The sequence below is a fragment of the Bacteroidales bacterium genome (assembly GCA_014860575.1).
In the GTDB taxonomy this organism is placed as follows: domain Bacteria; phylum Bacteroidota; class Bacteroidia; order Bacteroidales; family JAAYJT01; genus JAAYJT01.
In genome coordinates this window covers 163,684-170,644 of the sequence record JACZJK010000056.1, presented here as the reverse complement: position 1 = coordinate 170,644, position 6,961 = coordinate 163,684, and the positions used below count along the sequence as shown (strand labels likewise).

At 42.3% G+C, this 6,961-nt stretch carries 5 protein-coding genes; 3 read left to right on the top strand and 2 right to left on the bottom strand.

Features of this window, described 5'->3' with window-relative positions:
- Positions 1-206 precede the first annotated feature (206 nt).
- On the bottom strand, positions 207-1,016 hold the full coding sequence (locus IH597_15510) for an SDR family oxidoreductase (GenBank protein ID MBE0663863.1): 810 nt from the start codon (positions 1,014-1,016) through the stop codon (positions 207-209).
- A 150-nt stretch (positions 1,017-1,166) separates the two neighbouring features.
- Here IH597_15510 and IH597_15505 point away from each other — a divergent pair, with 150 nt between their 5' ends.
- The 3 genes from IH597_15505 to IH597_15495 all read left to right on the top strand — a co-directional run bounded on the left by IH597_15505 (position 1,167) and on the right by IH597_15495 (position 4,467).
- Entirely contained in the window at positions 1,167-2,360 is a 1,194-nt protein-coding gene (locus tag IH597_15505) for an aspartate aminotransferase family protein (GenBank protein MBE0663862.1), read from the top strand.
- 246 nt (positions 2,361-2,606) lie between these two features.
- Complete coding sequence (locus IH597_15500) at positions 2,607-3,386, top strand: T9SS type A sorting domain-containing protein (GenBank protein MBE0663861.1); 780 nt, start codon at positions 2,607-2,609, stop codon at positions 3,384-3,386.
- Positions 3,387-3,447: 61 nt separating this feature from the next.
- On the top strand, positions 3,448-4,467 hold the full coding sequence (locus IH597_15495) for a hypothetical protein (protein MBE0663860.1): 1,020 nt from the start codon (positions 3,448-3,450) through the stop codon (positions 4,465-4,467).
- A 124-nt stretch (positions 4,468-4,591) separates the two neighbouring features.
- Here the strand turns inward: IH597_15495 and IH597_15490 are convergent, their stop codons facing one another.
- The gene (locus tag IH597_15490; GenBank protein MBE0663859.1) at positions 4,592-6,883 is read right to left on the bottom strand and encodes a multicopper oxidase domain-containing protein; all 2,292 of its coding nucleotides are present in this window, start codon (positions 6,881-6,883) and stop codon (positions 4,592-4,594) included.
- Positions 6,884-6,961: the final 78 nt, after the last annotated feature.

Below are 6,961 nucleotides of genomic sequence, written 5' to 3'. Positions count from 1 at the left end.
GTGGTCAGATACTCCTGAACAACTTTCAACTTAAAATCGTCCGGATAAAAGTTTACTTTTCTCTTCATAATCCTGTTTTTAGTTTACTTTTCGTGTAAACCTATTTCAGGACTAGACAGTCTCATCTTCCGATCTTCCCATTTTCTCCATTTCTCCACTACTCCATTACTCCATCTCCCCATTTCCCCATTTCTCCCACTCCTGCATTACCGAAAAGGCGAATCAGGTTCCTTGGCCATATGGTCAAACGCTAGCCTGGAGACCAGCGAAGGAAACAATTTATTGAGAAACACCGTCAGTTTGCCCTCTTTAAAAGTTAGTACAATATTCTTCTGTTTCTTAACAATTCCTTTAACAATATAGTTTGCAACGGCTTCGGCGCTCATCATCTTTTTTTCATCCCGTGGACTCTCTCCCTGCGGACTGCCATCGGAAGTAAGCGCCACATTCCGGATATTTGATGCTGTAAACCCAGGTGCAACAAGCATTACATGCAGTCCGGTTTTAAGATTTTCCGACCGCAAAGCATCCATGAAACCACGAACCGCAAACTTTGAGGCCGAATAAGCTGTACGCCCCGGAAGCCCAACATGGCCTGCAATGGAAATCACACCAACCACCGATCCTTTGCTTGAAAGTAAATAAGGCATCGCGAATTTCGTACAATACACCGTACCCCAGAAATTCACATCCATCAGCTTCCTGATCACATCCAGGTTGAGTTCGGAAAAAATTGCCCGCATTGATATACCGGCATTATTAATGAGCACATCAATGCTTCTGAAGCGGGAAATTGTTTTTTCAATGAGTTGGCGGCAGTCGTCTTCAACTGAAACATCGGTCTGAACGGTTAAAACCTCTGTGCCTTTTTCTGATAGTACGGAGGCAATTTTCTGAAGGTTGTTGATATTTCTGGCCGTAATCACAACTTTTGCGCCCTCTGCTGCAACAGCATAAGCAAGCGCTTCACCAATTCCTGATGAAGCACCGGTGATAATGACAACCTTATCTTGCAGGGTTTTGCCCATATTTGCAGTTGAAATCCCCAACTTGAATGTGGCTGCAATAATAAAAAGAATTACTGTTTGTCGCCAATAAAAAAACAATCAGTTTTCAACCAGGGCATTCTTTTAACTTTGCATTAACATTTACGGAAACATAAAATTATGCTAACGAATAAAAACAGCTTTTACCAGCACCTGGCACAAACCTCTCCTGAACCGTTGGCGCTTGAAATTAAATGTGCTGAAGGATGCTACCTTTATGATACCAACGGCAAAAGATTCATGGATCTGATCTCGGGCATATCGGTTAGCAGCACAGGTCACCGCCACCCTGAAGTAATAAAGGCGATAAAAGCCCAACTCGACAAGCACTTACACGTGATGGTGTTTGGGGAGTTAATCCAGGAACCACAGGTAAAGCTGGCTGCACGCCTGGCTGAATTATTGCCGTCTTCACTGGATACTGCCTATTTTGTAAATTCAGGAAGCGAAGCGGTGGAAGGCGCCCTGAAACTCGCAAAGCGTTGCACCGGCCGGCATGAAATCATTGCCTTCAAAAACGCCTATCATGGAAGTACTCATGGGGCGTTGAGCGTTACAGGCAGCGAGGATCTTAAACAACGGTTCAGGCCATTACTTCCTTCAATAAAACATTTAGAGTTTAATAATTTCAATGATCTTAGTCTGATCACCAAGCAAACGGCCTGTGTGATCATCGAACCGGTTCAGGGAGAAGCTGGGATCGTCCCGGCAACGCAGGAATATTTAATATCACTTCGTGAAAAGTGCGATGAAACGGGAAGTCTGCTGATTTTTGATGAAATCCAGACCGGGATGGGTCGCACCGGAAGCATGTTTGCATTTGAAGGCTACGGAGTTACGCCTGACATCATCCTGCTGGCAAAAGCTTTTGGAGGTGGCTTGCCGCTTGGAGCATTTATCGCTTCCGCAGAAATTATGCAATGCCTTAGCCATGATCCTGTGCTTGGCCATATCACTACTTTTGGAGGTCATCCGTTGAGTTGTGCAGCAGCCCTGGCCAACCTTAACGTAATCATCAAAGAAAACCTGATCTCTGATGTGAAAGCCAAAGCTGATTTGTTCATCGAAGGATTAAAGGATATCGAAACAGTGAAGGAAATCAGACATGCTGGCCTTTTAATAGCGGTTCAGTTTGAGAATGAAACTATCAACCAACAAGTAATAAAACGTTGCCTGGAAAAAGGGCTGATCACCGATTGGTTCTTATTCAGACCAGATGCGCTGCGGATTGCCCCCCCGCTGACTATTAGCCATAAAGAAATTGACAGCGCGGTGAAAATACTTAGGGAGGCTATCAGGGAGGTTGCAGGTTGATGCCGCTTAGCAAGGCGAAAAACTTATTCACAAGGTCTTTAAAAAATGCCATCAAAGCTGCCTGAAAACGGTTTGGTTTCTTTTCAGGCGTGATGCCGTTAGATGTGCTCCACCATTGACAATCAAGCCAATTGAATTATTCAGACTTATCCAAATTTTGAATAAAACTATTTCTGCACCGGATTTTTCATGAACATATTTATCTATTAGCAGGTTTAATTGCTATTTGATATTAATATTAAACTCATGATCCGAATTTACATTCTTATTATTGTACTCCATCTGTTTATAAAGCCCGGTGTTTCACAAAATGCCACCAACTTCAGTGTTCCCGATTGCCTGGGAGTTAATTATGATCTCTACGAGAATCTTGATGCGGGCAAGATCGTTGTTATTGGCTGGACCATGCCCTGTAGCTCATGTATCCTTCCATTATCAACTACATACAATGTGGTTCAAAGCTACCAGAGTTCACAACCTGGAGTTGTAGAAATGCTGCTTGCCGACGATTATGCCAATACACCCTGCAATATCATTCAGGTTTGGGCAAATACAAATGGACTGATCAATACGCGCAGATTCTCAAATCCGGCTATTCATATGATGGATTACGGTTCGAACGGAATGCCCAAAGTGGTAGTTATTGGCGCCGACCGGAAAGTCTATTATATTGCCGATGATCAGGTTGATCACAATAAGCTCATTGAGGGCATTGACCAGGCCATTGAAAGCCTGACAACCGCCGTACCGCAATTGAACCCTGATCAAAAAGTGCTGAATATTTATCCAAATCCGGTTAACGACGAAACAATCGTTTCCATCCGATTGGATGCACCGGGCGAAATCGCACTTAGTGTTCTCAATATGACGGGACAGGAAAAATCAATTTTATTCCAGGGAATGGCTCATCATAAAGATATTTCTCTTAACGCAGATCTGCTGGGACTGATGCCTGGCATTTACCTGCTGCAGCTCAGGTTCGACAACAATACTTTTGTAAGAAAATTTACTGTAGCAAAAAGGTAGTTAGATCCTATAGCTCATGCTAAGGTCGTATATAAACGCAAATCATCAATCCGGGATTTTCATGATTCGATTCAGCTTTTTATTTTTGATTGCAATTATCTATCTTCCGGGAACCCTTTACGGGCAATGCTGTGCTGTGGGTGGAGGAAGTCCTATTGCCGGCGATGCTACTACAGGTGTGTTGAAGGAACGTCAGTTTGAGCTAAGCTCGAACTTCCAGTTTGTAAACACCGAAAAATTTCTGACTGAAACCAAACCCGAAGCAAATTATCTGGATCATTTTTCGAGTAAATATCTTTATACTAAGCTGGCCTATGGTTTGTCGGATAGGTTAACAATTTCACTTGAGTCCGGGTACTGGATTGACAAGACACAGACCGGCCTTATTGAACGCGACACCTATAGTTCGAAAGGAATTGCTGACCTGATGATATTTCCGAGGTACAATGTAATACAGCCAGGAAGCGGAAAATTTGTAAAACAACTTTCGATAGGCTTAGGCTTTAAAATACCTTTGGGCAGCTATAATGATTCCATTGGTTTGGTTGAGCCTTTTTCCGGATCAATCATTTACATCACAAAACCGCTGTCGGTTCAGGCTACTTCAGGCTCGTACGACATGCTTCTTAACGCATTCTTTTCGGGAAAAATTCCAAATACCCGGCTCAGCCTCTCAGCCAGCGCCTTGCATATTTTAAAAGGCTGGAATCCAATCAGCGAAAAACTAGGCAACTACACGGGTATCGGCTTGCAAATTGGCTATCCACTGTGGGATGTTTTGAATTTTTCGATCCAGGCAAAAGGCGAGTGGATCGGAAAGATGGAGATTAATCCTGATATTGAAATGGTCAGGTTCCTAAGCTATGATCCGGAAGCAACCGGCAGCAGGAAATTTTTTATTGCTCCACAGTTAAGCTTTCTTTTTGCTGATAGATTTACAATTTTTATCCAAAGTGATATTCCTGTTTACCAGCATGTGAACAAAACCCAAATTGCTTCCCAAACCGAAATAACTGCCGGCATTGCCTATCGTTTCACCTTAGCAAGAGATAAGGAAATTCCTTTTGATGCGGCGGATTAGCAGGTACCTTCCTAAATAACGTTCATTTCTCTTTGCCTTAGGCTGTTTGTCACCACCATTACCGAATATGGCGTCATGGCTGCCCCTGGCCAATCCGCAGTTGCATTGGCGCTTGGAACATTTTTCAAAATCTGACACTTAAGCCTCCACCCCAACCATAATGGTTATTGTAATTGGCCTGGATGGAAAAATTACGGGATAATATATAAGAAGCCCTGATTAGCCATTCGTCTTCACCCTCAAAACTTGCGTTGCCTTCTAACTCATTCACCCAGCCAAGGTCTGCACGATATTCGTATTCTCCTTCCACGAAAAATCTTGGAAACAGAAGAATTTCTTTATCTACACGTATCCTGGGGCGAAGCTGATGGTCCAGGCTCACATCAACATAGAACATATAAGGCGTGAAATACTTTACACCAACTAAACCAACAGTGTTAAAAATATCATAAGAGTCGGCAATCGTATTTTCAGTATTGACACCCGCGTAAATTCGCACCCAATCGTTTAAATACCGGTTATAACTAAGCTCAATTTCTGAATTCCTGTTATAATCGCTTTCTACACGTAAATTAAATTCATTGCGTATGCTGCTGGATGTAAGCATTAATTCAGAAAAATTAGAACTTAATTCTGCCAAACCCCAGGAATAATAGTGGTTTGCTTCACCAAGGATTTTTTTTACCGGGAAATCCTTCATTCGTTCATCCCTTGGTGTTCCATAACTAAATACACGTGACATACCAACCATCATGTGGTAAAGTACATGACAATGGAAAAACCAATCGCCGTATTCTTCATTGTGAAACTCAATGATGACTTTTTGCATTGGTGGTACATTCACCGTGTGCTTTAATGGAGAACGTTCCCCGTTTTCGTTGATAACCCTGAAAAAATGACCGTGCAGGTGCATCGGGTGATGCATCATAGTCATGTTATTCAGGGTAATGCGGGTAATTTCTCCTCCTTTAATTTTTATTTTGTCGGCCTCTGAGAGCGGGATGCCGTTTAAACTCCAAACGTAACGGTTCATATTACCGGTAAGATTTAAGAGCAATTCATTTACCGGGATATCCGGATTAAAGTTTGTTTCTTCTATTGCTTCAAGGTAATTGTAGTTAAAATGCATCATGCGTTCATGGTGATTGAAATCTCCAGTAGTGTCTTTCTCCAGCATGGTGTTATGGTTCATGTGATCCATATGCATCTCGTCATTCATCGGCATTTTACCTTCTTTGCTCATTTGGGAATGGTCCATATCCATGTTCATTTCCATGCCATATTTTTTCATCAGGAATTCCGGTGTATTCTTCTTTTTATTTCCTGTTAAAGCAGGTGCTCCCATTTTCATATCCATTTGCGCCATTTCCTTCATCATGGCCACCTTATCGGGTCTGTCAATAACTTTCGCAGCAAACAATTTCCCACTGCCCAGACGAATGGTCGTGTAGCCGGAGCCATCTTGAGCCGTGGCAATAATTTCGAGTTTGCCTTCCGGGATAGTGACAATAACATCGAAGGTTTCGGCAATGGCAAAGAGAAATCTGTTTTTGTGTACGGGATGAACATCAATACCATCGCTTGCTACCACCATTGGATTGCCTGCACCAAAATCCATCCAATAATAAGTAGAGGCAGAAGCATTTATAAGCCTTAGACTGATTTTCTCACCCGGTGCAAAATCAGGATATTCAGCCTGTTTTTTTCCATTACTTAAAAAAGCCGGGTAATAAATATCGGCAATATCGGCTCCTTCCATGCGGTCGCGCCACATCTTAAGCTGTGCACCAAATCCTCCTTGCGCAACAGCCTTGCTTAATGGAACTGCTGTTCCTTTTTTAATCTGATACCACTCGTTGCCTCTTTTGAGGTTTCGCAGCACATTCATAGGTTTTTCGTTGGTCCAGTCTGATAAAACCACTACCAAATCTTTGTCATATTCCAGGGTTTTCTCTTTGGGTTGAATCACAATAGAACCATACACCCCTTTTTGTTCCTGTAACATGGTATGGGAGTGGTACCAATATGTTCCCGATTGGTTGAGAGGTATTCTGTATTGAAAGGTAGTTCCGGGTTTAATTGGAGGAGTGGTAAGGTATGGAACACCATCAAAAAAGTTTGGAAGAATTATCCCGTGCCAATGCACCGAAGTTTCAACATCCATTTTATTGAACACATTAATTACAGCTAAGTCGCCTTCATCAAATTCAAGTACCGGACCTGGAATGCTTCCGTTTATGGTCATGGCTTTTGCTTTTACGCCGCCAAGTGTCATTTCATTTTGCTCAATCGTGAGGTTAAATTCCTTCACAGGCCTTCCTTCTTCATTTCTATTTTCGCCGTTTGTACCCACCTGGGCAAAAGCGATTTGTGAAATGATTAATATGCAAATCGCTGTAATTATATTTTTTTTCATATTATTAGTACTTTATATCTTTTTAGCCTACGCACATTATTACAGAAGCTAAGCGCTGACAGGCAAGTACTCAAGATG

Bases quoted from the DNA above. Each gene is read 5' to 3' on its own strand.
- IH597_15490 (MBE0663859.1), bottom strand. From the start codon at position 6,883: ATGAAAAAAAATATAATTACAGCGATTTGCATATTAATCATTTCACAA.
- IH597_15495 (MBE0663860.1), top strand. From the start codon at position 3,448: ATGATTCGATTCAGCTTTTTATTTTTGATTGCAATTATCTATCTTCCG.
- IH597_15505 (MBE0663862.1), top strand. From the start codon at position 1,167: ATGCTAACGAATAAAAACAGCTTTTACCAGCACCTGGCACAAACCTCT.
- IH597_15500 (MBE0663861.1), top strand. From the start codon at position 2,607: ATGATCCGAATTTACATTCTTATTATTGTACTCCATCTGTTTATAAAG.